We start from the raw sequence: 24,193 nt of genomic DNA on the forward strand, positions 1-24,193 counted from the left end.
CCTTTCAAAAAACATTTGAATTAGCGTAATATTGAATTATCTATTCCAATAATTGGAACAATAAATGGACAAGTTTCGCGCCATCCAGGTGTTCATATCCGTCGCCGACAACCGGGGGTTTGCAGCCGCCGCGCGCAGCCTGAGCATGTCACCGCCTGCTGTCACCCGCGCCGTCTCCATGCTTGAAGAAAGCCTCGGGACGCCATTGTTCGTGCGCACGACCCGCTCGGTTCGCCTGACGGAAAACGGCGAACGGTTCCTGGAAGATGCCAGGCGTATTCTGCTTGATCTCGAAGAGGCGCAGGACGCAGCCGTCGGCACCCATGCAGCCCCGCGCGGGGAACTGCATATCACCGCACCGGTACTGTTCGGTCGTATGTACGTCATCCCGATATTAAGCGATTTTCTGAACCTGCACCCGCAACTGAGCGCCCGCACCCTGTTTGTCGACCGGGTGGTAAACCTGGTTGATGAAGGACAGGATGTGGCCATCCGCATCGGGGCATTGCCGGATTCGTCACTGGTTGCAGTGCGCTGCGGGACGGTGCGCCAGATGATGGTCGCCTCACCCGACTATATTGCCAGACACGGGTTGCCGACACTGCCGGAAGGCCTTGCCAATCACCAGATCATCCAGGCTACGGGCAACACTCCCGGCAATGACTGGAAGTTTCAGCACAACGGCAAGCCGATTTCGGTCCGGCTGAAGCCGCGGGTGCGCATGAATACCAACGACGCAGTCATTGAGCTGATCCTTCGCGGCGGCGGTGTTTCAAGGCTGCTGTCCTATCAGGTGGCGCCGTACCTTGCCGACGGGCGATTGCAGCCAGTGCTTGAAACATTTGAGGTGCCGGCACAACCTGTTCACGTCGTGCATCAGGAAGGCCGCCTGGTATCTGCCAAGGTTCGGGCATTTGTTGATTATATGGTGCAACACCTGCGGGAAGACATTGCCGTCCAACTGGGTTAAGGCGTTCGGGACCTTTGCACCATTGCCCCCGTAGTTGGATGGAAGAGGATCACAGTGACTCTAGCCGAAAGGCGGAACGTCCCTTTTCAGATCGGGTTCCTGGTGGGAAAATGTCAGCGACACTGTCCCGCGCACATCAGTTGCGTCGGCGACCGGAAGATCTCCTTCAATATGCGTCTTCAGGCCCTTCTCCCGCAGGGCTGCCTGAAATTTCTGGAGTGAACTCGACGGTAATTCAAAATTTACGGTTGCCGCGATGTTTGAGAAAAACGACTGATCAACAATCCAACCGCTCGCCTCCGAAACAGCGTCACACACCTGTGAAATGGCAGTGTTTCTGTTCGCTGAAGTGAAGATGCTGAAACGGGCGAATTTCATCTGTACGATTGTCTCATGGCGCATCTGTTGAATGCAAGCCGGGCCATTTCGGACACGTGCAGGAGTTGCAGGATTGCCGCAATTCTTGCGGTGCCTTGACCTGTATCAACAAAGCCGGCCGACAGATGGCACAAGCTCCAACAGTGTGCCAGCGTTACCCTTGGAGAGTCGACGCCTCGACTTCGAGACGCTCCAAAGGGTCGAATTAAAAATAAGATTTTCTAATCTCTACAATCAGCAAATACGATTTCAACTAATGACACGCATTTGCTATAAATCTGGCAACAAGGACAGGGAGGAGTACATGTCCAAAAAGCCCGGCAGAACAATCGCCGACGGCACATTGATCGCAAACATCCCGAGCAATCAGAATACCAACGCACCGGTCCGGTTTTGTTGTTGGGCATTCAGGTTGTGGACTGGCTGACCGCGAACTGGACATTTCACTCTCGTGCACCCTTGTCACATCGCAGGCCACGATTACCTGGATGACTTTCAAAGGCATCCACTATCACCGTCAACGGAACAGAAAACACATCATGATCGGAGACAAAAATGAATGATATGAGCGGCAGTAAGTGCCCCGTAATGAGCGGATCCAATGCCCAAAAGGCAACCGGCAGTACCGCGAACCAGCACTGGTGGCCGAACCAGCTGAACCTGAAGATGCTGCACCAGAACTCATCTATGATCGACCCGATGGGCGAGGCATTCAACTATGCCGAGGAATTCAAGAGTCTCGACCTGGCCGCAGTCAAGCAGGACATCGTGGCCTTGATGACGGATTCACAGGAATGGTGGCCGGCCGATTACGGACACTACGGACCGTTCTTCATCCGCATGGCATGGCACAGCGCGGGCACCTACCGGACCTATGACGGCCGTGGCGGCGCGTCTTCCGGTTCACAGCGCTTTGCACCACTGAACAGCTGGCCGGACAATGGCAACCTGGACAAGGCCCGCGCCTTGCTGTGGCCGGTCAAACAGAAATACGGCCGCAAACTCTCGTGGGCCGACCTGATGGTCCTGACCGGCAACTGCGCACTTGAATCCATGGGCTTCAAGACATTCGGATTTGCCGGCGGGCGCGCAGACGTCTGGGAACCGGAAGAAGACATTTACTGGGGCCCTGAAACCACCTGGCTGGGCGACGAGCGCTATAGCGGCGACCGCGAGCTTGCCAACCCCCTCGGTGCCGTCCAGATGGGTCTGATCTACGTGAACCCGGAAGGCCCGAACGGCAACCCGGATCCGGTCGCATCCGGCCGGGACATTCGTGAGACATTCGCCCGCATGGCAATGAACGACGAGGAAACCGTTGCCCTTACCGCCGGCGGACACACCTTCGGCAAGGCACATGGTGCCGGTGATCCGGAACAATTTGTCGGCCGTGAACCTGAGGGCGCCGGCATTGAAGAACAGGGCCTGGGCTGGAAGAACACCATGGGCAGCGGCAAGGGCGGCGACACCATCACCAGTGGTATCGAAGGTGCCTGGACGCCAACCCCGATTACCTGGGACAACAGCTATTTCGACACGCTGTTCGGGTATGAGTGGGAACTGACGAAAAGCCCAGCCGGTGCCAACCAGTGGACGCCGACGGACGCGTCAGCCGCGAGCACAGTGCCGGACGCACACGATGGCGGCAAAACCCATGCCCCGATGATGACCACGGCGGACATGGCCATGCGCATGGATCCGGCCTATGAGAAAATTTCAAGGCGCTTCCACCAGAACCCGCACGAATTCGCAGATGCGTTTGCCAGGGCCTGGTACAAGCTGACCCATCGCGACATGGGCCCGGTATCGCGCTATCTCGGCGCTGAGGTTCCCGAAGAAGAACTGCTGTGGCAGGACCCTGTTCCTGCAGCCGACCATGACCTGATCGGGGCGCAGGATATCGCTGACCTCAAGGCCAGGCTTCTTGCTTCAGGCCTGTCGGCTTCACAACTGGTGTCGACCGCGTGGGCCTCGGCGGCTACTTTCCGCGGCAGTGACAAGCGCGGCGGTGCCAACGGCGCCCGCATTCGGCTCGCTCCGCAGAAAGACTGGGAGGTCAACAACCCGGCCCAGCTGGCAAGCGTGCTGAAGACCCTGGAAGGCATCCAGAGTGACTTCAATTCGGACGGCACCAAAGTCTCGCTGGCCGACCTGATCGTCCTGGGCGGATGTGCAGCTGTCGAACAGGCGGCGAAGAATGCAGGCCACGATGTAACCGTGCCGTTCTCGCCCGGACGCACGGACGCCACACAGGACCAGACAGACGTGGAGTCATTTGCGGTACTTGAGCCTGCCGCAGACGGTTTCCGCAACTATCTCAAAGGTGGCCAGGGCCGTTCGCCGGAAGAACTCCTGGTGGACCGCGCCCAGCTGATGACCCTGACGGCGCCGGAAATGACGGTTCTCGTCGGTGGCCTGCGTGTTTTGAACACCAATGCTGACGGATCCAGCCACGGTGTCTTCACCGACAAGTCCGATACATTGAGCAACGACTTCTTCGTCAACCTGCTCAGCAGGGACACCAACTGGGAGCCGTCTTCGGCATCCGCTGAGGTGTTCGAGGGCAAAGACCGCGCATCCGGCAAGGACAAATGGACCGGAACCCGTGTCGACCTCGTTTTCGGTTCAAACTCGCAACTGCGTGCCCTGGCCGAAGTCTACGGATGCGAAGACGCGCAGCAGAAGTTTGTCAGCGATTTCGTGGCAGCCTGGGGCAAGGTGATGAACCTTGACCGCTTCGATCTTGCCTGAGGTGACCTGGTCACCGTGACGTAGTTCGAACAATCAATCAGGGCGGCGTTTCAATTGAATTTGGAACGCCGCCCTGGCTTATGCCCATGACCGGTGAGTGAGCACTAGATCAGTATAGTTTTTGATTGAATCAATCAAAAACCATAAAACTGATCGCTTTCAAAATGCTAGAGCAACTTTATGGGTTCAATTGAACTCATGTTGCTCTAGTGGTGTTGCGGCAGTTCGCTGAACGACTTTCCTTCGGCGATAAATCGCGCAGCAAGGACCAGTGCGCCCATGGTGAAGTCCTTGCCGTGTGCTTCGATCATCTCGCCGGAAAGCTCGGCCAGTTTCTCGAAAAACCGGTCCTTGTCCTGTTGTTCCTGTGACTTTTTCTCAGTCATGTGTGCGATCCTTTCTCAGGCTTGTTTGGCTGTGGACATCATTTGAACAATTGCTCGGGTATCGAAATGATCGCCGCGACATCGTTGCTGGTAGCAAGGACCAGGTGTCTGCCGTCGAGCGTCCACGCAAGATTTGTAATTGCGCCGCGATCCTCACTGTTCAGCACCAGTTCGTCACGCGCACCCAGCTGCATGACGACCACCAGCCCGTTTTTGTACCCCGCTGCAACCAGGTTGCGATCAGGATGACTGGTCACGGCACTTACCGGAACCAGGCCGGTCGTGCCGCTTTCCAGGGCGCCTGAGCTGCGGTCTTCCAGGGGAGCCTGGTCCATCGACCATGCCGCGACCCGGTAGGCACCGGATGTCACAAGTGCATCGACCTTCGTGTTCCAGTCTATGGCGTTGACCGGTTCAGGATAGTCAGTCAGGGCGTTGGTATTCCCGCCCCTGACATCTATCAACTGGAACCCTCCGTCCGCCAGCGGAACTGCCAGCCAGCGGCCATCCGGGCTCCAACTGGGGGTTCCGGGTTTTCCAGGAAATACAAAGTCGGCCAGCTTCCGGCCTTTGGTCTGCATCGACCAGATGGTCAGGCCATTTTCATGTGCGACCGCAATGCTGTCACCGGCAGGCGCACACTTGATTGCCGATATAGCGCCGACCTGCTCTATGGTCAGTCCGGTTGCAAGTTCGCCGCCCTCAAGCAGTGTCACCGTGCTGCCGCCGGCAATGGCCAGACATTGACTTATAGAGCAATAGTCCGTGGCCGTGACCGGCGCCTCTACTGCAATGCCAAGGTCAGTCTTTTCCCCTTCGGCGGACACTCGGTAAAAGGGGCCGCCGGGAGCGCCGGTGATAAAGTCCGCCGTCCCAAGCTGACCGAGAAGCAATGGCGCGTCGGTTTCCACATCAACTGATATCAGCGGCCTGGCAGGCGCCGTCCTCGGCCGGATGGCGGTTCGCCCGTCCTCTGCGTTCACATGCACACGCTGTTCGATCGGGTCGTTGTCAGCCACCGGTGCAATGGCGACAGCTGCATCACCCAGGCAATAGGCAATGGCGCTCTGGTCCGCATTGAAGATCATTGAGCTGATCGATGCACCGGTGGTCCAGGTACGGGCAAGCAGCTCAAACAGTGTTTGTGGCGCAGTGTCTTGTTTACTCATGGCTTCAACTCCAGTTCAGTTGCGCTGCGGACAGACGCTCGTTCGCATTCAAAGTGCGGCCAGCTTTCGGTCCAGTTCCTCGACTTCCCGTTCAAACCTCATTCGCTCCGCGTCGCACTGTTCCATCTCTGAAATGAGCTGCGCTTCAAGAGCACGGGATTGGGCGTACTCGGCGCGCAGAGCGGTGTCGGCGGTGTCTTCATGCACACTCTCGGCACAGCGTTGCACATCCAGGCGCACTCCCATCAGGTGTTGCGATTGCTGCAGGTGCTGTGCGTTCAATTGCGAGATTTTCAATGTGATATCCAACCTGTGCTGGAAAATTTCCTGTATCTCCCTGGAAGTTTCAGTCATGGCGCATCACCACGCTTGGCCTGCTGCACTGCACGTTCTTCGGCAATGGCGGCAAGGATGGAGTGCAGACCATCCATGTCGGAGAGGAACTGGCGCTCTGCAACGGCGATGTAGGACGACAGCGAATCCCACAGATCAACCCGGAACAGTTTCATCGGGTCACCAACCAGTTTTTCAAATTCACGAACCGAAAACTGGTGCTGTAACCCGACGCCGGTTGCCACAAATTCCGTGAGCTCGCTGGCATGGGTTTCGATGAACGGCAGCAGCAGCGGATGATCGTCAAAAGAGACGTCGCGCTTGTCCAGTTCCAGGCGTATGAAATTCTGAAAATGCTCCTGTAAAAAATTTCTGCTTTCGCCAAGAATTCTGATTGAGAAAACGATGTCCCGATCTGCCCGCGCGAGAATTTTCTCCGCCACGCCGTGGCTGCCGGATTGCAGATCGGAGAGTTTTTTTCCAGTTGGCATGACGCACAATCCTGCTTTCCGTTACACCTGCACCCCGATAAATAACTCATATTTTTCAATATATTATCCGAGCGTCCATTAAATTTATGGTGCCCGGCACAGGTCACGTACAGAAGAATTTCCGACGTGTTTTTCAAACCTATTTGATCTCAATCAGGATGCGTCAATTTTAAAAAGAGGCAACAACAATATTTCCGATTTTCAATTGAAGGTGCTTTTTTCACACCCGACGGCGACTGCTTTCCGTGCCTGGTCCAACCATCCTTTGAGCACTCACCGGAAGGGTCAAAACAGCGCTTTCAAAATTCGGAAAATCACCCCCCGACAGAGCCCCTGTTTTGAGCTGTGTCCGCCAGTGCGAAATACACCTGGCGCATTGCATGTCGATGTAGCTCCAGCCAATCCGGCCGTGTCATCTGCTGCGTACGATTGTCGCGATACAATCGTCCGATAATCGGACGAATTCTGAACTCCTTCCGAAATGAAAGCGCTGATATTCGGTGTTTTCGAGTTTGGCACGCCCCTTGCAGCGTTAACCTTAATCAACGAACCCCGCGACCATACCGCAGGGGTCATAAGAACGAAGAGTGGGAGGAATTTGCGTGGAGGTCTGAGCCACAGATGTGCCGATAGTCCAACCCGACAATTTTGGATTTTCGACCGTTCATGGCCTTGTCATCGTGCACGCCGGTTGCAACCGGCGAAATTGCTTTCTCCCAAATCTTTGCCGAACTGCCGGGTCTGCTTTTGCGCAGACCGACTTTCGATTTGTGCGCGCACACAAGGTGCAGAAGTAATTTGGAACGAGATGGAGAAACTGGAGATGTCCAAGACACTTACTCTGAATAAAATCACTTCGCAGCGTGGGATTTCGGTTGGTGACGCAGCGGCGAAGATTGCCGATTTGGGTTGGAACCCATCCTATGTTCAAGAAGCGATGACCTATCCCACCGACTACAAGATTACCAAGACCCCCAAAGATCCCATGAAACAGGTCCTGCGGTCCTATTTCCCCATGGAAGAGGAAAAGGACAACCGGGTTTACGGCGCGCTTGACGCGGCCCTTCGCGGCGACATGTTCCGCAATGTCGAACCACGCTGGATCGAATGGATGAAGCTGTTCCTGGCGATCATCCCATTCCCTGAAATTTCCGCTGCCCGTTCGATGGCAATGGTGGCGCGACTGACGCCGGGTGAAGAACTGCGTACCGGATTTACCATGCAGATGGTCGATGAATTCAGGCATTCGACGATCCAGATGAACCTGAAAAAATGGTACATGGAAAACTATATTGATCCTGCCGGGTTCGACATCACCGAAGAAGCGTTCGGCAAATGCTACGCCACCACCATCGGCCGCCAGTTCGGCGAAGGTTTCCTGACCGGCGATGCCATTACGGCCGCCAGCATCTACCTGACCATTGTCGCGGAAACGGCCTTCACCAACACATTGTTCGTGGCCATGCCGTCGGAAGCCGCCCGCAATGGCGACTATGCCCTGCCGACGGTTTTCCTGTCGGTGCAGTCCGATGAAAGCCGCCATATCGGCAATGGCCACTCCATGCTGATGTCGATGCTGAAAGAACCGGAAAACTACCAGCTTCTCGAGCGCGACATGAAATATGCGTTCTGGCAAAACCATGCCATCGTCGATGCCGCCATCGGGACGTTCATCGAATATGGCACCACCAACCGCGACAAGGACAAGGAATCCTATGCGGAAATGTGGCACCGCTGGATTTTCGAAGACTACTACCGCACCTACATGCTGCCGCTTGAAAAGTATGGCGTCAAAATCCACCACGACGACGTTCACGAAGCCTGGAAGCGCATCACCGAGAAGATGTACGTGCACACGGTGGCACAGTTCTTCGCCGTCGGCTGGCCGGTCAACTTCTGGCGCATCGAAGCCCAGACCGAAAAGGACTTCGAGTGGTTCGAGCACAAGTATCCCGGCTGGTATGCCAAGTTCGGCGAATTCTGGAAGTGGTACGAGAAGCTGAGCCACAAGGGCTCCAAGGTAGTCACGTTCAATGAAGAGGTCGGATACGTGTATCCGCATCGTTGCTGGAGTTGCCTGGTGCCGTGTCTCATTCGTGAAGACATCGTGGTCGATGAAATCGACGGTCAGCTGCACACCTTCGCCCATGAGAATGACCGCTGGACCGCGGTCGAAGCATTCGCCGATGAGTACCAGGGCCGCCCGACACCGGCGATGGGGCGTTTCAGCGGCAAACGCGAATGGGAAACCCTGTACCACGGGGTCGATCTGGCCGATGCCATAGTCGATCTGAACTTCGTTCGCTCAGATGGAAAAACCCTCATACCTCAGCCTCACCTGCGTTTCGACGACAAGGAAATGTGGACGCTCGACGATGTGCGCGGCCACACCCTGATGTCACCGCTGAAGCTGTTGCGCGACATGTCTCCAGCTGATCGCGAACAGCACCTGGCTGACTACAGAGCCGGTTTCACCATCAACAAGTGCAATTGACCCGTTGATTGCACGGGCGGGAACCGCTTACCCATCCCACCGCCGGTTCCCGCCCAGGCCCATAGTTTTTAAACAAATCAACAAGTTGAACTCCCCTGGAAGGCTTCAAGCAACATGACGGACACATATACAGTGCTGCTTCAGCCGGTTGGCGTGGAGTTCGAGGCTGAAGACGGCGAGACCATCCTCGATGCTGCGTTCCGCCAGGGCATCAGCCTGCCGCATGGTTGCAAGGAAGGGCAGTGTTCGGCCTGCAAGTCCATTCTCCTGGACGGCGATGTTGAACTGAAGAAGCACTCAACCTTTGCGCTGAGTGAAACAGAACGCGATGCCGACCATGTCCTTCTGTGCTGCAGCCTTGCCGAAAGCGATGTTGAAATCGAGCTGCTCAATTTCGACGAGGAACTGCTCTCCAAGTCCATCGCCGTCAAAGAATTCGCGGGCGCCATTACCGGTATCGAGAAGCTGACATCAGACATTCGGCAAGTGGATATCGAGCTCGAGAGACCCCTCAAATTCTGGGCTGGCCAATATGTCGAGATCACGGTCACAACGTCGCAAGGGCAGACGATTACGCGCTCGTTCTCCATGGCAAATTCGCCGCTCGAAGCCGAAAAACTCAGGTTCATCATTAAAAAATATCCGGAAGGAAAGTTCTCCAACGAACTCGACGAAGGCGGCATCCGGATCGGAGCCAAAGTCACCGTCAAAGGACCCTACGGAAGCTGCTTCCGGCGCGAAGCAAGACAAGGACCCCTGATACTGGTTGGAGCAGGTTCCGGCATGTCGCCGATCTGGGCCATCCTGAACGATCACCTCGCCAGCGGTGAGCAACGTGACGTCCATTTTTTCTATGGCGCACGCACCCGGGCTGATCTGTTCTACCTTGACGAGATCAGCAGCCTGACCGCTGCGAACCCCAGCCTCAAATTCATTCCGGTGCTTTCCGAAGCCTCAGACGATACCGGCTGGAACGGTGAAAAAGGGTTCGTGCATGAAGTTGTCGATGCACATCTCAAAGAGCTCGATGTGGACGGCAACGGCGATGTCTATGCCTGCGGACCGCCACCGATGGTCGATGCGCTCATGCCCGTCTTGTTCATGCACGACTTTGATGGCGACCGCACGTTCGTCGACCGCTTCACCATAGCCAACGAGGCCGATGAACTGCAGCAGAAACTGGAGGCTGTCAGCCGCTGAAGATGAATTCCATGCCTGCAAGCATGTCTGCAAAAACGAAACCGTAACCCAAGGGAGATCAAAATGCCTGCAACATCAAGCTCAGTTGGATCCGGCGCCGCAGGTGCCGCTGTCTTCGCCGATTCAGACAGTCGCAAGTACCGTTACTTCGACCCTCGCGGCAAGCGTGCCTCACACTATGAGGACATGACGGTTGACGTACAACCGGATCCCGAACGTTACCTGATCCAGGACTGGATCATTGCGTTTCCCAATGGCGAGGGCGCTTACGACAAGTCGGCCACCAAGGCGCTAAGTTCAAACTGGCATGCTTTCCGGGCGCCGGACCAGGAATGGGAACGCACCCACTATCAGCGCCAGTCAAAGATCGAGAGCCTGATCCAGGGCGTCATCTCGAACGCCCGCAAGTTCGGCGTGCATCGCAAGTTCGACAAAACCTGGTGCAAGGTCCTGCAAAACCAGCTCGGAGCGTGGAAACACGCCGAATTCGGGCTTGGCACATCGCTGATGCAGGCGCAGCGCTACGGCTACACCCAGATGATCAACAATGCGACGTTGACCAACTCGTCCTACAAACTGCGCCTGGCGCAGGACATTACCCTGTACCTGGCCGAGATCGGTCTGGACATAGACGGCTGGGATGACAGCGCCGGCAAGAAAACCTGGCTGGAAGATTCCATGTGGCAGGGAACCCGTGAGTTCATCGAAACCATCATGGGTGCGGAAGATTACCTGGAACAGTACTTCGCCATCAATGTGGTGTTTGAGCCGCTGGTGGGTGAATTGTTCCGCTCCGGTTTCATGGTCCAGGTCGCGGCTGCCAACGGCGACTCCATCACACCGCCGGTGATCTCTGCGGCAGAAGCCGACTATGAACGCAACCTGGCCAACACGATCGACCTGATGGACCTTCTGATCAGGGATGAAGTGCATGCCGCGCACAACAAGAAGCTGTTTTCCGGATGGCTCAAGAAGTACGAGGCGCTGGCCGACAAGGCAGCAACCGGCCTGCAACCTGTCTGGTCGCAACCGCACTCCAAACCGATTTCATTCTCCGACGTCCAGGAAGCCGCAAGAGAACGCTTCGGCAAGATCAAAGGCGAGCTCGGTCTCTAAACCCCAACAATTACCAACAGGAACAAGCACCATGTCTACAGTAGCAAGAGACGCCACGCGGCAGAATATCTTCAAGGATATGAAGCACATCAAATTCGAGGACACGATCTCTCATCAGTGTGGCGTGACCATGAGTGACTCTGTCGAGGCGCGCGCCATTGCGGAATACAAGGACCAGGACCCGGATGTCACGGTCACCTACCAGCCGGCGCTGATCCGCATCGACGGTGAAGGCCAGCTGGTTTTCAAGATGTCCGAAATTTCGGAGTTTCTCGGCAAGGAAATGACCGCCGAAACGTTTGAGGTCAATTCTTCAACCCACTACGGCCGGATGGTCCGGGTGGATGACGACACCATCATTCTGTTCGGCGACATGGAAGCAATGCGCTCCTACATCGAATGAGCGGACTACCTGCAGCACGCGCCCGTCCGTCCGGGCGTGCGTTGCGCGCATTCCCGCCACCGTCAGTTACGCAAGTTTCTATTTGAAGGATCACTCTCATGTACAAGACACCCGAAGGCAAAGAGATTTTTGTTGTCGACGGCCATACGCACTTCTGGGATGGCAGTCCGCAAAATCAGTCGAACATTCACGGCAAGCAGTTCATCGACTGCTTCTATGCCTATCACTCCGCGCTCAGCCCTCCCGAAGAAATCTGGGAAAAATCGCAGTTCGAAAAGTACACCGAAAACCAGCTTTACAACGATCTGTTTATCAACGGACCGGATGACGTGGCGATCGTGCAGTCCACATATTTGCGGGACTTTTACAAGAACGGTTTCAACACCATCGAGCGCAACGCGAAAGTGGCCGAAAAATATCCCGACCGCTTCATCGTAAACGGTGCATTTGATCCTCGCGACGGGAACAAGGCGCTTGAGTACATTCATTACATGAAAGAGACGTTCGACATTCAGGGCGTCAAACTCTACACGGCGGAATGGAACGGAAAGTCGAAGGGCTGGGCGCTCAATGATCCCAAGGCCTACAAATGCTTCGAGCTGTGCGAAAAACTCGGCATTCGCAATATGCATGTGCACAAGGGCCCGACCATCATCCCGCTGAACAAGGATGCCTTCGACGTTCACGATGTCGATTACGCCGCAACTGACTTCCAGAACCTCAACTGGATTATTGAACACTGCGGACTGCCCCGGCTTGACGACTTCTGCTGGATAGCCGTTCAGGAGACCAATGTGTATGCCGGGCTGGCGGTGGCATTGCCATTCATTCACAGCCGCCCGCGCTACTTCGCGGAGATCATTTCAGAACTGCTGTTCTGGGTCGGCGAGGACAATATCCTGTTCGGATCGGATTACGCCATTTGGACACCGCAATGGCTGGTTGAAAAACTGTGGGCGTTTGAGCTGCCCGAGGACATCAAGCAACAGGCCGGCGTGGACCTGACACCGGAAATCAAGGAGAAGATTCTCGGTCTGAATGCCGCCGAACTCTACAATATCGATGTGGAGCAGCGGAAGGCGACGCTGGCTTCATCGCCTGTCATGATCGCGGCTGAATAACCGTGAGCAAGCAACAGGAAACCCGGGTATTCGAGGTCGATCTGGAAGATCCGAAAGTGCGCACCGTGTGGGCGCAGATCGAAAAGGTGTGCGACCCGGAACTTGATGAACCGGTAACCGACATGCACTTCATCGAGCGGGTGGAAATTGACGGTGATGATCACGTGACCGTCAGTTTCCGGCTCCCGACCTACTGGTGTTCGGCCAACTTCGCCTTTCTCATGGCCAACGATATCCGGGTGCAAGTCGAGCAACTGGACTGGGTTTCACACGCAAGCGTGCAGCTTGAAGACCACATGTTTTCAGAACAGGTGAACACCGGCGTAAACACCGGCCTGTCGTTTCAGAAAACCTTTGCCGATCTTGCTCCCGATCAGGGGCTCGATGAAATTCGCGAGAAATTTCGTGAAAAGGCCTTTCAGCGGCGTCAGGAAATCCTGCTGCTGGCATTGCGAAAAATCGGCTGGAGCGACAGCCGGATTACCGCAATGACGCTGGAACAACTTGCGGCATTCCGGTTTGACGAAGATGAAGCGGCGAAGCAGAAACCGCGCTACCTGGCACTTGCCGGAGAGCTTGGATACGCGCCTGCCCCCGATGACCGTGTGTTCACCGACTATGGCGGTTCGCCATTGGCCGCAGCCGGCCTGGACGACCATCTGAAGGATCTCAGGTCGGTTCGCATCAATATGGAATTCAACGGCGCCCTGTGCCGGGGCCTGTTGAACGCCCGGTACAAGGAACTGGAACCGCACGACGGCGAACCGACGCTGCTTGACTTCATACTGGACAAAGTACCGCCGGCAGCATCCGGCGGACAAAACAACAATACCCGGCAGACTACATCGGATTAACGCCATTCAGGTGGCCAACAACAGTGAGTAACGGGAGAACGACATGTCAAAGCTGCTTCTGCATAACAACAAGGCGCGCCAGGCACTTGCCGCAGGCGTGGGCAAACTGGCCGCGGCGGTCACGCCGACGCTTGGTCCCAAGGGCATGAATGCGATGATTGACCGACCGATCGGCACTCCGATCATCTCGCGCGACGGCGTCAGTATCGCTTCCGAGGTCGAACTCTTCGACCGGTTTGAAAACATGGGCGCCCAGGTGGTGCGTGAAGTGTCGATGCAAACCAATGAAGTTGCCGGTGACGGTACGACGACGGCCATCGTTCTGGCGGACTCGCTGATCCAGAAAGGTGTGAAAGCCCTGGAGGAAGGCGGTCGGCCCGTAGACCTGTGCAAAGGCATTGACATGGCCATCGCGGTACTTGTCGACAAGCTGAAATCTTCTTCGCGCAGCGTAACCGATCCGGACGTTCTGGAACGCGTCGCGCAGATCGCCGCGACTGATGACAAACTTGGATCGCTGGTGGCCAAGGCGTTCAACACCGTTGGTGCTGACGGCGTCATCACCACCGATTACGGGGTCACCATCGACACGGTTCTGTCGATCATCGAAGGCATGTCCTTCGAGCGTGGATATGTGTCACATCACATGGTCACCGATGTCGAGCAGATGCTGGCGGTCCTCGACAACCCCTACGTCGTGATAACCGACCAGAAGATCAGGTCTCCCGAGCAACTGGACACCGCAAGAGCCATTGCGAAACAGGATAATCAGCCACTGCTGATCATTGCGGAAGAGATCCAGCCGGAAACTGTTCAGGTGTTGCTGGAAGACGGAAGCCCCGGGCAGTATGTGGTTGTTCACCCGCCCGAGTATGGTCAATGGCGCACGGCCATGCTGGATGACCTTGCCATATTGCTGGACGGCAGGGTCCTGGCCCGGGATCTCGGCAAGCGGCTGGAAGACATCACCCGGGATGACCTGGGCAAATGCGAGCAGGTACGCGTTTCAGCATCCGAAACGGTCATCATCCGTGGCAAGGGAAAACCCGAAGTGATCGCGGCCAGGCGCAATCAGGTACAGCGCCAGTATGAACTTGCCCCGCCAAACATAGAACAGGACAAGCTGCGCGAACGGCTGGCCAAACTGTCCGGCGGCACCGCCATAATCTATGCCGGCGGCGTTACGCCCGTTGAGCAGAAACGAACAGTCCAGCTGATCGACGATGCACTTAGTGCAGTGCGTGCCGCCCATGAAGAAGGCGTGGTTTCAGGCGGCGGTTCGGCGCTGATCCACTGCGCATCAGCCCTTGATGAAGTTGCCGCCCAGAGCAAGGGGGACGTCGCCCGCGGCGTCGAAATTGTGCGGGAAACCCTGTTTCAGCCCCTCACCCAGATTGCCCGCAATGCGGGTCGCGAAAGTGGCGGCATCGTCGAGGAAGTGACGCGGAAGAACAGCGGCTATGGCTATGACGCTTCCATCGACGAGTTCGTCAACATGTACGATGCCGGAATCATAGACCCGGTCCGGGTGACCTATAGCGCCCTGAACAACGCGGCCTCCGTCGCCACTTTGATCCTGACAACGGAAACCCTGATCGGGGACCTTGGCGAAGATGAAGATCCCACCGCGGGTGCCGCGCTCGGCGGAGGTGCTGAAAACCTCGGACGGGCATGAACCAACTGCCGGACACAGAACAGGACCAAGAAGTGAGGAACGTTCCATGAAAGCTGCACTGCTCCACGATTATGACCCAGCGATGAATGTTCAACTGGCGCTGGAAGAGGTGAAACCGCCGACTATCAACCGGCCGGACGACGTGATCGTCAAGGTCGGCGCTGCCGGGCTGTGCCGCACGGATCTCCATATCATTGAAGGTGTGTGGAAGAACATCATGGACACGGAAGGCTCCTTGCTGCCCTACATAATGGGGCACGAGAACGCCGGATGGGTCGAAGACGTCGGCTCGGGGGTCACATCGGTCAAACCGGGCGATGCTGTCATCTGCCATCCGCACCGTTCGTGCGGTATCTGTCTCAACTGCCGGTACGGGCATGACATGCATTGCAGCGATTCCCTGTTTCCCGGCCTGGGGCTTGATGGCGGATTTGCCGATTATTTCATTACCAATGAGCGTGCCCTGATCAAGCTCAACCCCAATGTGACCCCGCTGGAAGTCGCGCCCATGGCCGATGCCGGCATTACTGCATACCGGGCAGCGAGGCGTGCGGCCGCCCTGCTGCGGCCGGGGGCTTACTGCGTCATGGTCGGTATTGGCGGGCTTGGCCACATAGCACTGCAATCCCTGCAGGCAATCTCCGGCTGCAGGACGATTGCCGTGGACCGTGAACCGGCCGCGCAGGCTCTGGCCAAGGAACTCGGCGCAGACTTTGTGCTGGACGGCGGACCGGACGTTGTCGAACAGGTTCACGAAATCACCGGTGGCGGGGCGCAGGTTGTCCTGGATTTTGTCGGCGAGCTTGGCGTCGAAAATGTCTGCTGGAAAATGATGTGCCAGGGCGGGCAGATGTTCGTCATTGGCTATGGCGGCGCCGTTGAAGTGCCAACGGTCGACCTTGTCGTGCAGGAAATAAACATCGGCGGCAGCCTTGTCGGCAACTTTACCGAGCTGGTTGAGCTGATGGAGCTGCATGCCGATGGCAAAGTGAGAATGCACTACACCGAGTACAAGCTGGATGACATAAATGTTGCGATTGATGACTTCAAAAACCGGCGGTTTGCCGGGCGCGGGGTGCTGGTGCCTTAAATTTCAGCATAAAAATGTCAAAAAATGATATAAAGTGCATAATATCAGCGTTGCATGGCAGGAACTGATCAGAATTGCGCCATTGGAAAACGTTGGATCGTGCCCAGGTTTACCGCTCAGTCAGTAACGGGGAGGACCACAGTTGGTTACAATCATTTCGAAAAAGGATGGCCCGCGCCGCGAGCACGCTGATCCCAGACGACTTCTGTCGGAAAACCACTCTACAATCAGGGCACTGGCAGATCACATTTCCGGCGGCGCCTATTCTGCAAACCAGCACAAGCCCGAACCTCCCAAGCCTGATGGGCTGGTGATCCATCATTTCGGTGCCGCCGCGGCACCGTCAGTAGACCATCCGCCTTATGTGCGCATCAGCCTTAACGGAAGAGTTGTCGTCGTTGATGGCGAGACCCACAAACAGCAGCATCATATTGGCGAGGTGCGCCGGTTCGAAGATCGCAATGAATTCTTCCTCGCTACCCGGGAGAACAATTTCTATTCGCCGCTGGAAGATGAAATCAGCAATTTGCTGAGTGACTTTGATCATCAGATCATTGACGGGGATTTTTCCGAAGACGATCTGGTTGAGAAAATCGGGCAGGCATTGGGGTTGAAATAACCCGTTGCACGGACCTGGCTGCAGTCAGGAGCGGACGGCTGCTGGAACTGTAAAGAAGGTTGTCATGAGTACCTCGGTAACAAAGACAAGGGAACTGTCAGGCGCACGGCCAACGCTCGGAGATCGGCAAGCCCATGATCAATAAGCCGACTATTCCCGACAACCCGGTGACATCCGACACCGAGGAAGCGCTGTCTCTGATAGCCGGAACCGGCAAGCTGAACTACAGCGAAAACCAGATCATGACCGCCTGGGAGTCGTTCCTGACGGACACCGACAAACAGGACTGTCCGGGTGTGCGTTCCGTGGTGAAGGACTCATGGATGCGCTGCAAATCGGTTGGCATCGATGCCCGCGGCACCGGGGCTGTCGTGCGCAATGACGATGACTACCTGCATCACTTGCATGAAAACAATCATGAACTGATCAAGGCCGCCGCAGACTCCATGTCGATCATGAAGAACCTGCTCGACTGTACGGCAGCGATGATCATCCTGACGGACCGCGACGGCGTCATTCTCGAAAACTATGGAGACAATCGGGTCCTGGAAGCTGGCCGTGACATTCATCTGGAAGTCGGCGGGCGCTGGAATGAAGAAGTGGCCGGCACCAATGGTATCGGTACGGCGTTGCAGACCGGCAAGCCGATGCTGATCCATGCAGCGGAACATTACTGCCAGGACGTCAAAGGCTGGACATGCGCCGCAGCGCCGATATTCGACCCGTTTGACGGCAGTGTACTCGGGGTGGTCGATCTGTCCGGCCCGACAAAAATCTTCCAGCGTCACAACATGACTGTGCCGGTAATCGCAGCGCGTCAGATTGAGCAGAACCTGTTTCAGCGTGGTGCGGGAGAACGCCTGCGGCTGATGGAGACATTTCTCGACAACGCGCCAAGCCACAATCAGGAAGACGGATTGGTGCTTCTCGACCGTGCCGGCAAAGTGGTCTGCCACAAGAACATGTCCGCCTTGAATGTGTGTGGTTCAGTGCGCTCGGCAGTCAATGTGGGCGATGTCCTGTTTAAGCCACGGCCGAACATGACAGAGGCAGATGTCGCAGATTCGCTGACGCTCAGTGTCACGCCGCAGATCATCAGGCAGTTGCGGCTGAATGGTGCAATAGCCGGCACGGTCCTGGTCTACAAGAACCAGCGGGCGTCGACGGCCAGACTATCACCGGTGCTGCCCGGCAAACCGGACGGAAAACTGACGCCCATTGAAAAGACCGGTGTTCCATTGCCGGTCATCCTGGGAGAGTCTCCCGAGGTCAGACGGGTCATTGACCTGATTGACCGGGTTGCTGCCGGCAAGGGATCGGTTCTGATCGAAGGCGAGACCGGTGTCGGCAAGGAACTGTTCGGCCAGCTGTTTCATGCGCGCACTGCAGTATCGCCGAAGACACCCTTTGTAACGGTGAACTGCGGTGCCATCACCAAGGAACTGATTGCCAGTGAATTGTTCGGACATGTGCCCGGCGCTTTTACAGGCGCCCTGCGCGACGGCAAGCAGGGCAAGTTCGAGCAGGCGAGCGGTGGGGTGTTGTGCCTTGATGAAATCGGCGAACTGCCGCTGGACATACAACCGTTCCTGCTTAGGGCGCTTGAAGAAAATGTCATCTACAGAGTTGGGGACAACAAACCCCGCCGCGTTGATGTGCGGGTGGTAGCCCTGACCAATCGCGACCTCTTGCAGGAAGTCGAGGCAGGCCGGTTCCGCAGGGATTTGTACTATCGCGTCGGCGCCATCAAAATTGCTGTTCCCCCATTGCGAGAGCGTGGGGATGACGCCGCTATCTTGCTGGATTATTTCAGGCACCAGATTGCAAAGGACCTGGATGAACCGCCGCTGGAGTTCTCAGAGCCTGCCATGGAGGTGCTGAATCGCTATCGCTGGCCCGGCAATGTGCGCGAACTGCGCAATCTGGTCGAGAGCCTGCACCTGACATCGCCGGCCGGATTTGTCGATGCGTCTGATGTGTTGAATGCCGGCATTGCCGCTGGAGAACCGGATCGCCCGGGCGGCGTGGATTCACCTGACCCGTCACCTGGCGGCAGTGATCTGGCCTCAATGGAATGCCTGATGATCAAGGCTGCAATTGAATCCAATGGCGGCAACCTGACCCTTGCAGCCAAACAGGTCGGCATTGCCCGCAGCACGCTGTACCGCAAGATGCAACAGTTCGATCTCAAGAAGAGCTACAACTGAACCGCCCGACCTCCTGCTCGCCGCCGGACCGACACGACAGGAAAGCGACGGGCCGCCCGGTCACGAGGAACGGGCGGCCCGGCATTTAACGGTCAACAATCACCAACCGGTGCAAGGGCTAGCTGAACATGTCCGCTGATATGGCAGTGTACCAGGATTCAGATTCTTCGTAGGTCGCCTTGCGCAGCGCCTCGTCTTCGCCGGTCTTGGAAATGAACTTGTCGGCGACTTCAATCTTCTCCGCTCCGGCCTTGTAGTTGGCCCCGACCTTCACGCCGTCATTGGCGTCAATCAGGCTCCAGCAGGTGTTTGCAAAACGCGGATCAAACACCTTGGAACCGGTCAGAGCGCCGCGGATTGCCATGGCCGCTACCTTGGCCTGGCTGTTTGCGGAGAAGCCTGACTTCGGCATTGCCGATGCGACGGATGCATCGCCCAGCACATGAATGTTCTCATCCGCCTTGGTTTGCATGGTTGACGGCACAATCGGGCACCAGTCACCATCGGTTATGCCTGCACGGTCGCAAATTGCGCCAGCCTTTTGAGCCGGCACGACCGAGGCCGCATCAGCCTTGAAGGTGTCAATATCGGTTTCGATTTCCATCGTATCCATATTGATGTTCTTCACACCGCCGGAAACCGAAGCGGGAATCCATTCGATCATATCGGGGTAGTGCTTCTGCCAACCTTCCTCAAACAGGCCCTGCTTGGAGAATTTCTCCTTCGGATCCAGAACGATAATTTTTGCAGTCGGATTTTTCTTCGACAACACATGCGCAATCATCGAGATGCGCTCGTACGGCCCGGGCGGGCAACGGAACGGGTTGGGTGGCGGCACCATGACGAAGGTACCGCCTTCGCGCATGTTTTCAACCTGCGATTTCAGCAACGCCACCTGGGTTCCGGACTTCCAGGCATGCGGCATGGTATCCTGTCCGTCTATCGAGTAACCGGGAACGGAGTCATATTTCATGTCGATGCCGGGCGAAACCACAAGCCGGTCATAGGCCACCTTTGCGCCGGAGCCCAGTTCCACCGTCTTCGCAGAACCATCGACGGAAACCGCCCAGTCATGAATGACGTTTACGCCGTGACCGGAAGCCAGTCCGTCATAGGTGTGACCAATGGAGTCATAGTCACGCAAACCACCCAGATACAGGTTGGAAAAGAAACAGGTGTAGTACTTCCTTGTCGGCTCAATCAGCGTAACGTCAATTGCGCCTTTGGAGTCCTTGGCAATGTAACGCGCAGCGGTCGCACCACCGGCCCCTCCTCCAATCACAACAACGCGGGGTTTTTTGCCCTGGGCATAAGCCGGCAAACTCAAACCGGCGGACACAGCACCCACTCCAAGCAGACCGGTGGTAAATTTTCGTCTGTCTACGATAGCCATTTTCATCCTCCCAGATTTCCTGATTGTTGATTTGACCTGCGCTCCTAGTCAGGAGCTTTGAGCGCTGAAAAATAAGCAGCCAGTGCTGCAATGTCTTCATCAGACAGCCGCATGGCGACAGTTTGCATCGTTGGATTGTTGAGTTGCTTGGATCGATAGAGCTTCATCAGTGCGATGAAACCATCCTCATTCATGCCGGCGATTGCGGGTATCGTCCCGGTGACGGAAGACTGATGGCACGTCACGCATTCGGACGAAAGGTATTGCCCATATTCGGGGTCACCCTCCGCGAATGCTGCCCCCATCATGCTGATACAACTGACGGCCGCAGACGCAATGCGCATAAATTCACCCACCATACATATTCATATTTATCTATGTGACAGTGTGGCAAAACTTCTGTCACGTCAAGTCTCAGGGATTTCTGACCAGGCTCCAGGATAAACGTACCTGCAGCGGTGGTCCGGCATATTTCAACAGAGGCCACAGCTATGTCGGCACAAAGGTTACGCGTGAATGATCTGAATGACAACGCAGGTCCCAAACAGACAGGCGGTGTTGACACCACAGCGGAAATCCACTTGAAAACAATCGGATCGACGCTCGGTACACATGTCTCAACAGGGAGCCTCAACAATGGACTGGCGAACAAAGCTGTTAAATCCCGCGCCGCGCGCACGACGGGATTACAAATCCCTCGCCACGCCCGTCTACCGGGGCTCCACGGTCGTGTTCGATAATCAGGGCGCGGTGTCCGATGACTGGCAACAGGCCGAGAACGGCTATACCTATGGCTTGTACGGCACGCCGACCACCCTGGAACTTGCCGCGCGAATTGCCGATCTGGAAAACGCACGCCACACTTTCATTGTCCCCGGCGGACAGGCCGCGATTGCGCTTGTCTACCTGGCGTTCTGCAAGGCAGGCAGCCACGCGTTAATTCCGGTATCGGCATATGGTCCCAACCGCGAAATGGCAGACGGCCTGCTGCGCGGATTTGGGGTCACGGTCGAACCCTATGACCCGCTGATCGGCGGCGGAATAAGAGACCTGATAAAGGACAATACAACGCTGATCTGGTGCGAAAGCCCGGGATCGGTGACCATGGAGGTCCAGGACATCCCGACCATTGTCGAAGCCGCGCATGAAAGCGGTGTTGCGGTCGCGCTGGATAACACCTATGCCGCCGGCGTGCTGTTTGACGCGTTTGCCCATGGCGTGGACGTCAGCATGCAGGCGCTTACAAAATATGTCGGCGGCCACAGCGATATACTTCTCGGCTCGGTCTCGGTACGTGATGAGGCGGCCTACCAGACGTTGGGGCCCATCTACCGGCAACTGGGCCTGGCGGTTTCTCCCGATGACTGCAGCCTCGCCCTGCGTGGGCTGCAGACACTGGCCGTGCGGCTTGATCAGCTGGAGAAATCAACACTTACCGTTGCCAACTGGCTGGCTGAACACCCGAGCATTGAGACAGTTTTTCATCCAGCGCTTGCCTCCTGTCCCGGTCACGACAGCTGGAAAAGGGACTTCACCGGCTCTGCCAGCGTCTTCTCTTTCATGTTCAAGGACGATGTATCGCCTGCCCAGGTTGAAGCGATTATCAACAGCCTGAAAATATTCAGGATCGGCCTAAGTTGGGGCGGCGTGACCAGCCTGGCAGTCGTCTATCCGGATCTCGACAGGCCCGGCAAGGATTATGGCGGCCGGTTGGTGCGGCTGAATGTGGGGTTGGAACAGGAATCAGATTTGATCGGTGATCTGCAGGACGCGATCACGGATGTCCTGGACCAGACAGGCGCCAACTAAAGGCTTTCCAGTTCTCCGGCCAGGAAATCGAAAACAAGCCGCACGCGCCGGCTGGTATTGAGTTCCCGGTGCGCCACAAGCCAGACCTCGATCTCGAACGCCGGAAGCCACGGTGCCGCCAATCGTACACCGGGTTCTGCGTCACCGACCTGTGAAATCATCACACCGATACCGATGCCCTGCTTGACCATCTGCCACTGGACGATGTGATTGTTGCATATGACGGGGAAGTTTTGCGACGTCACTTTCAAACCCAGCTGGTTCAACCCGTCAATATACTGCTGCTGTTGTTCAAACCCCATGAACTCGCCCTGCAACAGTTCCTCGCTGGTTTGCGGATTCCCGATCCGCTCAAGATAGTTTTCAGAGGCATACAGGCTGGCCGTGTTGCTGCGCAGCATGCGCGCAATCAGGTCCGGATCGGTCGGCCTGCCGGAGCGAATGGCGATGTCGGCTTCACGGCGCCGCAGGTCACTTACATTGTTGGTTGCAACGACCTCTACCGTGATGCCCGGCTCAGCCGCACGCAACTTCGCCACGATCGGCGGAAGAATATATGCTGCTGCGACCTCGGTTGCGGTTATGCATACCGGGCCTTCCACCTGCTGCGACTGGCCCGAGGCGGTCAGGGAGACACGGCCTGCGGCCTCGCCCATGACCCGGACATGCTCGACCAGTTCGAGACCGCTGGTGGTCAGCTTCAGGCCGTTGCCAATCCGCTCGAAGAGCAGGACCCCGACTTCCTCCTCGAATGCCCTGACCTGCCGGCCCAGCGTCGGTTGCGCCATGCCCAGTGCCCTGGCTGCAGCCGAAAGCGATCCTTCTTCAGCGGTTACCAGGAACGCGCGTGCGCGGTTCCAGTCGAATTTTACAGAACGCCAATCCATGCAATTTCGCATATAGCATATTCGAATTTAGTCAATTCACCATTCGAATTTGCAGAGCTACTTAGATACCCAACATCGCGCCGTCTCCGATCCGGTTAGTAGTGGGCAAACCGGAGCCGACACGGGAAAATCATTATCTGAGTTTAGGAACTGCACCATGACCTCAACGGATTACACACCTGCCATGACACCACCATCTTCGCGTTTCTGGGATAAAATCGCCGACCGCTATGCGCGGCAACCGGTCAAGGATGAAGCGGCTTATCAGAAAAAGCTGCAGATCACGCAAGACTACCTGCGACCGGACATGACGCTGCTGGAGTTTGGTTGCGGCACGGGCACCACCGCGCTTAAACATGCACCGCTGGTCGACCGTATCCTGGCAATCGACATATCTGCGAGGATGCTGGAGATTGCTGAACAAAAGGCCCAGGCAGCCGGTATACGCAATGTCGCGTTCGCCCGCGCCGCCATCGACGACTTCACTGCGCCTGACAGCAGCTTCGACATGGTGCTGGGCCTGAGCATCCTTCACCTGCTGGCTGACCGGGACCTGGCCATCGCCAAGGTTCACAAGATGCTGAAACCCGGCGGTGTCTTTGTGTCCAGCACCGTCTGCCTCGGCAATACGATGAGTTTCTTCAAACTGATCGGCCCGCTGGGACACGCGCTTGGCGTATTGCCGCTGCTGCGGGTATTCACGACACAGGAACTGGTCGCCAGCATCAGGAACCAGGGCTTCGTCATTGAGCAGGAGTGGACCCCGGGCAAGGGCACGAGCGTATTTGTCGTGGCCAGAAAACCGGTTTGAAACAAGTACTCGTTGCCGGACACCATAATCATCCCA

Annotated in this window: 21 protein-coding genes; 14 read left to right on the top strand and 7 right to left on the bottom strand. The window is 56.5% G+C overall.

The features are described from left to right. Positions 1 to 64: 64 nt before the first annotated feature. Positions 65 to 970: a LysR substrate-binding domain-containing protein gene (locus tag DHN55_RS14940; protein WP_108882268.1), complete on the top strand. Its 906-nt coding sequence runs from the start codon at positions 65 to 67 to the stop codon at positions 968 to 970. Between the two features lie 933 nt (positions 971 to 1,903). Then, entirely contained in the window at positions 1,904 to 4,099 is a 2,196-nt protein-coding gene (gene katG / locus DHN55_RS14950) for a catalase/peroxidase HPI (RefSeq protein WP_108882270.1), read from the top strand. A gap of 206 nt (positions 4,100 to 4,305) precedes the next feature. Here the strand turns inward: katG and DHN55_RS14955 are convergent, their stop codons facing one another. From DHN55_RS14955 to DHN55_RS14970, 4 genes are read right to left on the bottom strand one after another with little or no spacing between them, the layout of a single operon-like run. Continuing rightward, on the bottom strand, positions 4,306 to 4,485 hold the full coding sequence (locus tag DHN55_RS14955; protein WP_108882271.1) for a hypothetical protein: 180 nt from the start codon (positions 4,483 to 4,485) through the stop codon (positions 4,306 to 4,308). A 38-nt stretch (positions 4,486 to 4,523) separates the two neighbouring features. Beyond that, on the bottom strand, positions 4,524 to 5,654 hold the full coding sequence (locus DHN55_RS14960) for a WD40 repeat domain-containing protein (protein WP_108882272.1): 1,131 nt from the start codon (positions 5,652 to 5,654) through the stop codon (positions 4,524 to 4,526). Positions 5,655 to 5,702: 48 nt separating this feature from the next. Beyond that, on the bottom strand, positions 5,703 to 6,008 hold the full coding sequence (locus DHN55_RS14965; RefSeq protein WP_108882273.1) for a hypothetical protein: 306 nt from the start codon (positions 6,006 to 6,008) through the stop codon (positions 5,703 to 5,705). Continuing rightward, complete coding sequence (locus DHN55_RS14970) at positions 6,005 to 6,478, bottom strand: hypothetical protein (protein WP_108882274.1); 474 nt, start codon at positions 6,476 to 6,478, stop codon at positions 6,005 to 6,007. Before DHN55_RS14970 ends, DHN55_RS14965 begins: the two co-directional genes overlap by 4 nt. Positions 6,479 to 7,301: 823 nt before the next feature. Between DHN55_RS14970 and DHN55_RS14975 the strand changes: the two genes are divergently transcribed. The 10 genes from DHN55_RS14975 to DHN55_RS15020 all read left to right on the top strand — a co-directional run bounded on the left by DHN55_RS14975 (position 7,302) and on the right by DHN55_RS15020 (position 19,257). After that, on the top strand, positions 7,302 to 8,972 hold the full coding sequence (locus DHN55_RS14975) for an aromatic/alkene/methane monooxygenase hydroxylase/oxygenase subunit alpha (RefSeq protein ID WP_337660356.1): 1,671 nt from the start codon (positions 7,302 to 7,304) through the stop codon (positions 8,970 to 8,972). Between the two features lie 114 nt (positions 8,973 to 9,086). Beyond that, a complete protein-coding gene (locus tag DHN55_RS14980; RefSeq protein WP_108882276.1) occupies positions 9,087 to 10,172 on the top strand; it encodes a 2Fe-2S iron-sulfur cluster-binding protein in 1,086 nt (361 codons plus the stop codon). Positions 10,173 to 10,235: 63 nt separating this feature from the next. Beyond that, complete coding sequence (locus DHN55_RS14985; protein WP_108882277.1) at positions 10,236 to 11,288, top strand: aromatic/alkene monooxygenase hydroxylase subunit beta; 1,053 nt, start codon at positions 10,236 to 10,238, stop codon at positions 11,286 to 11,288. A 31-nt stretch (positions 11,289 to 11,319) separates the two neighbouring features. Further along, complete coding sequence (locus tag DHN55_RS14990; RefSeq protein WP_108882278.1) at positions 11,320 to 11,691, top strand: MmoB/DmpM family protein; 372 nt, start codon at positions 11,320 to 11,322, stop codon at positions 11,689 to 11,691. 98 nt (positions 11,692 to 11,789) lie between these two features. Beyond that, entirely contained in the window at positions 11,790 to 12,812 is a 1,023-nt protein-coding gene (locus DHN55_RS14995) for an amidohydrolase family protein (RefSeq protein ID WP_108882279.1), read from the top strand. Between the two features lie 2 nt (positions 12,813 to 12,814). Next, positions 12,815 to 13,666, top strand: coding sequence for an iron-sulfur cluster assembly protein (locus tag DHN55_RS15000; protein WP_337660357.1), 852 nt, complete (start codon positions 12,815 to 12,817; stop codon positions 13,664 to 13,666). Between the two features lie 43 nt (positions 13,667 to 13,709). After that, positions 13,710 to 15,341: a chaperonin GroEL gene (locus DHN55_RS15005; protein ID WP_108882280.1), complete on the top strand. Its 1,632-nt coding sequence runs from the start codon at positions 13,710 to 13,712 to the stop codon at positions 15,339 to 15,341. Positions 15,342 to 15,387: 46 nt separating this feature from the next. Beyond that, positions 15,388 to 16,431, top strand: a complete 1,044-nt coding sequence (locus tag DHN55_RS15010) for an alcohol dehydrogenase catalytic domain-containing protein (protein ID WP_108882281.1) — start codon at positions 15,388 to 15,390, stop codon at positions 16,429 to 16,431. A gap of 142 nt (positions 16,432 to 16,573) precedes the next feature. Further along, a complete protein-coding gene (locus DHN55_RS15015; RefSeq protein ID WP_108882282.1) occupies positions 16,574 to 17,050 on the top strand; it encodes a hypothetical protein in 477 nt (158 codons plus the stop codon). Positions 17,051 to 17,184: 134 nt separating this feature from the next. Continuing rightward, a complete protein-coding gene (locus tag DHN55_RS15020; RefSeq protein WP_108882283.1) occupies positions 17,185 to 19,257 on the top strand; it encodes a sigma 54-interacting transcriptional regulator in 2,073 nt (690 codons plus the stop codon). A 118-nt stretch (positions 19,258 to 19,375) separates the two neighbouring features. Here DHN55_RS15020 and DHN55_RS15025 read toward each other — a convergent pair whose 3' ends face one another. Together DHN55_RS15025 and DHN55_RS15030 are read right to left on the bottom strand one after the other, a co-directional pair. Then, entirely contained in the window at positions 19,376 to 20,650 is a 1,275-nt protein-coding gene (locus tag DHN55_RS15025) for an NAD(P)/FAD-dependent oxidoreductase (protein WP_337660358.1), read from the bottom strand. Positions 20,651 to 20,694: 44 nt separating this feature from the next. Beyond that, on the bottom strand, positions 20,695 to 20,958 hold the full coding sequence (locus DHN55_RS15030) for a c-type cytochrome (protein WP_337660359.1): 264 nt from the start codon (positions 20,956 to 20,958) through the stop codon (positions 20,695 to 20,697). Between the two features lie 328 nt (positions 20,959 to 21,286). Here DHN55_RS15030 and DHN55_RS15035 point away from each other — a divergent pair, with 328 nt between their 5' ends. Then, entirely contained in the window at positions 21,287 to 22,459 is a 1,173-nt protein-coding gene (locus DHN55_RS15035) for a cystathionine beta-lyase (protein ID WP_108882285.1), read from the top strand. Here the strand turns inward: DHN55_RS15035 and DHN55_RS15040 are convergent. Next, the gene (locus DHN55_RS15040; protein WP_108882286.1) at positions 22,456 to 23,346 is read right to left on the bottom strand and encodes a LysR substrate-binding domain-containing protein; all 891 of its coding nucleotides are present in this window, start codon (positions 23,344 to 23,346) and stop codon (positions 22,456 to 22,458) included. The two genes, DHN55_RS15035 and DHN55_RS15040, sit on opposite strands and share 4 nt — an antisense overlap. Before the next feature lie 157 nt (positions 23,347 to 23,503). Here DHN55_RS15040 and DHN55_RS15045 point away from each other — a divergent pair, with 157 nt between their 5' ends. After that, the gene (locus tag DHN55_RS15045; RefSeq protein ID WP_337660360.1) at positions 23,504 to 24,157 is read left to right on the top strand and encodes a class I SAM-dependent methyltransferase; all 654 of its coding nucleotides are present in this window, start codon (positions 23,504 to 23,506) and stop codon (positions 24,155 to 24,157) included. Positions 24,158 to 24,193: the final 36 nt, after the last annotated feature.

It is taken from the genome of Anderseniella sp. Alg231-50 (assembly GCF_900149695.1).
GTDB lineage: Bacteria > Pseudomonadota > Alphaproteobacteria > Rhizobiales > Aestuariivirgaceae > Anderseniella.

Coding starts and splice junctions, on each gene's coding strand:
- DHN55_RS14995 (WP_108882279.1), top strand. CDS start 11,790: ATGTACAAGACACCCGAAGGCAAAGAGATTTTTGTTGTCGACGGCCAT.
- DHN55_RS15020 (WP_108882283.1), top strand. CDS start 17,185: ATGATCAATAAGCCGACTATTCCCGACAACCCGGTGACATCCGACACC.
- DHN55_RS14960 (WP_108882272.1), bottom strand. CDS start 5,654: ATGAGTAAACAAGACACTGCGCCACAAACACTGTTTGAGCTGCTTGCC.
- DHN55_RS15045 (WP_337660360.1), top strand. CDS start 23,504: ATGACCTCAACGGATTACACACCTGCCATGACACCACCATCTTCGCGT.
- DHN55_RS15025 (WP_337660358.1), bottom strand. CDS start 20,650: ATGGCTATCGTAGACAGACGAAAATTTACCACCGGTCTGCTTGGAGTG.
- DHN55_RS15005 (WP_108882280.1), top strand. CDS start 13,710: ATGTCAAAGCTGCTTCTGCATAACAACAAGGCGCGCCAGGCACTTGCC.
- DHN55_RS15035 (WP_108882285.1), top strand. CDS start 21,287: ATGGACTGGCGAACAAAGCTGTTAAATCCCGCGCCGCGCGCACGACGG.
- DHN55_RS15030 (WP_337660359.1), bottom strand. CDS start 20,958: ATGATGGGGGCAGCATTCGCGGAGGGTGACCCCGAATATGGGCAATAC.
- DHN55_RS15010 (WP_108882281.1), top strand. CDS start 15,388: ATGAAAGCTGCACTGCTCCACGATTATGACCCAGCGATGAATGTTCAA.
- DHN55_RS14955 (WP_108882271.1), bottom strand. CDS start 4,485: ATGACTGAGAAAAAGTCACAGGAACAACAGGACAAGGACCGGTTTTTC.
- DHN55_RS14980 (WP_108882276.1), top strand. CDS start 9,087: ATGACGGACACATATACAGTGCTGCTTCAGCCGGTTGGCGTGGAGTTC.
- katG (WP_108882270.1), top strand. CDS start 1,904: ATGAATGATATGAGCGGCAGTAAGTGCCCCGTAATGAGCGGATCCAAT.
- DHN55_RS14940 (WP_108882268.1), top strand. CDS start 65: ATGGACAAGTTTCGCGCCATCCAGGTGTTCATATCCGTCGCCGACAAC.
- DHN55_RS14965 (WP_108882273.1), bottom strand. CDS start 6,008: ATGACTGAAACTTCCAGGGAGATACAGGAAATTTTCCAGCACAGGTTG.
- DHN55_RS14970 (WP_108882274.1), bottom strand. CDS start 6,478: ATGCCAACTGGAAAAAAACTCTCCGATCTGCAATCCGGCAGCCACGGC.
- DHN55_RS14975 (WP_337660356.1), top strand. CDS start 7,302: ATGTCCAAGACACTTACTCTGAATAAAATCACTTCGCAGCGTGGGATT.
- DHN55_RS14985 (WP_108882277.1), top strand. CDS start 10,236: ATGCCTGCAACATCAAGCTCAGTTGGATCCGGCGCCGCAGGTGCCGCT.
- DHN55_RS14990 (WP_108882278.1), top strand. CDS start 11,320: ATGTCTACAGTAGCAAGAGACGCCACGCGGCAGAATATCTTCAAGGAT.
- DHN55_RS15040 (WP_108882286.1), bottom strand. CDS start 23,346: ATGGATTGGCGTTCTGTAAAATTCGACTGGAACCGCGCACGCGCGTTC.